Annotated in this window: 2 protein-coding genes and 1 pseudogene; 1 reads left to right on the forward strand and 2 read right to left on the reverse strand. The window is 69.5% G+C overall.

Translation table 11 applies throughout. From position 1 onward, the window contains the following. Together ACRDUX_RS41550 and ACRDUX_RS41555 are read right to left on the reverse strand one after the other, a co-directional pair. Nucleotides 1-769: pseudogene (locus ACRDUX_RS41550) on the reverse strand (alpha/beta hydrolase); the annotation flags it as partial. Continuing rightward, nucleotides 766-1,044 carry a DUF7162 family protein gene (locus ACRDUX_RS41555; protein ID WP_526423524.1) on the reverse strand — a complete coding sequence of 93 codons (279 nt, stop codon included), beginning with the start codon at nt 1,042-1,044 and terminating at the stop codon, nt 766-768. The gene ACRDUX_RS41555 and the pseudogene ACRDUX_RS41550, both read right to left, overlap by 4 nt. 125 nt (nt 1,045-1,169) lie before the next feature. On the opposite strand from ACRDUX_RS41555, the gene ACRDUX_RS41560 reads away from it, so the two are divergent. Then, nucleotides 1,170-1,528: proteasome accessory factor PafA2 family protein (locus tag ACRDUX_RS41560; RefSeq protein ID WP_526423526.1), on the forward strand; the 359-nt coding region annotated here is incomplete at its 3' end.

A 1,528-nucleotide genomic window follows, 5' to 3' on the forward strand; every position in this document is an offset into this window, starting at 1 on the left:
CCACCAGCGAGGCACGACCGGGATCGAACGCCAGGATCTTGCGGTCGATGCGCTGCCCACTGCCCGCCGGGTCGTCGACCTCCGCGAGCAGGCCTCGGTAGAAGCCGTTGCGGGTTGAGGCAGTGCGGTCACCGAGGTGCTCGACGATGGCCTGCGCGGCGTTCGTGCGGTTGGCTGCGATGCGCACGTCCCATGGGACGCCGTCGGTGTTGCCCAACGCGGTGTCTGCGGTGCGGCTCACCGACTCGAGAGCCGCGCGGACGTCAAGGGCGGCGTCGCCGTCGGCAGCGCCGAGCCGGTCGAGTGCGTCGGCGATCTGTCCGGACAGCACGGTGGCCCGCGCGATCAGCATCTGCGCGGCGACTCCGACGTCGTTGCCGGACAACGTGATCAGCAGGGTCGATGGCGGGGCGTCCGGTTCGACGGATCCGTCGTCGCCAACCAGGAAGCCCTCCGCGCGTGCGGCGTCGACACGTGCCGCGACGTCCGACTTCGCGACCTCGATCTGCTCGGATCCGTCGCGCGCGGCGACGGCCGCCAGTACCAGGGCCCGTGCCACGGCGTCACCGTTCAGTGCGAAGGCCTTGGCATCGTGGCGCGCCGCGTCGCCGCCGGCCCCCGCCCACGCCGGTCCGGTGTCCTGCCCGGCACGCGAAGCCGCGACGACGTTGGCATGAATGACGCGCGCAGTCTCGTCCCAAGCGTCCGCCAGACCTCGGAGCGCCTCTGGTCGCCACTGCGAGGCCTGGGTCAGAGACGGCCGACTCATCGTGGCGCGCCGAGGCGGCCGGCCTGTTGTTCGTCGGCCAGTTGGACCGCAGCTGCCGCCGCCATCGCCGCCGCCGCCCACGTGCGCATCCGAGCGGCGACGTCCGCGAGCCGATCCTCGGCCGACGGACACGTCGCGGCAGGCAGCAGGCTTGAGCCGGGCATGTCCGCCGAACTCAATGCGGGCCAATGGATTTCGTCGAGACGATCTGCCCCGTCGAGCACGCTTTCGGCAAGCGCCCGCACCGCCGCCGCGTCCATCCGCAAAGTCCCCATGCCAGATGTTGACGGATCCGAGGGCGGGTGCGCACGATTCATCCACAGGCGTTCGGAGCCGCCGTCGACGGACCAGGCAGCGGGTGTCAATACACCCAGCACCGGTAACCCGTAAGCTCGGTACGGTGCAGCGGCGAATCATGGGCATCGAGACCGAATTCGGTGTGACGTGCACTTTCCACGGCCACCGGCGCCTGTCTCCCGACGAAGTTGCCCGCTACCTCTTCCGGCGTGTGGTCTCGTGGGGCCGTAGCTCCAACGTGTTCCTCCGCAACGGCGCCCGTCTCTATCTCGACGTGGGTTCGCACCCCGAGTATGCGACCGCCGAATGCGACAGCCTCATTCAGCTCGTCACCCACGACCGCGCAGGTGAGCGCGTGTTGGAGGACCTGCTCATCGACGCCGAGCAGCGGCTCGCCGACGAGGGCATCGGCGGTGACATCTACCTGTTCAAGAACAACACCGACTCCGCGGGCAACTCCTA

Source organism: Mycobacterium sp. (assembly GCF_050701675.1).
In the GTDB taxonomy this organism is placed as follows: Bacteria; Actinomycetota; Actinomycetes; order Mycobacteriales; family Mycobacteriaceae; genus Mycobacterium.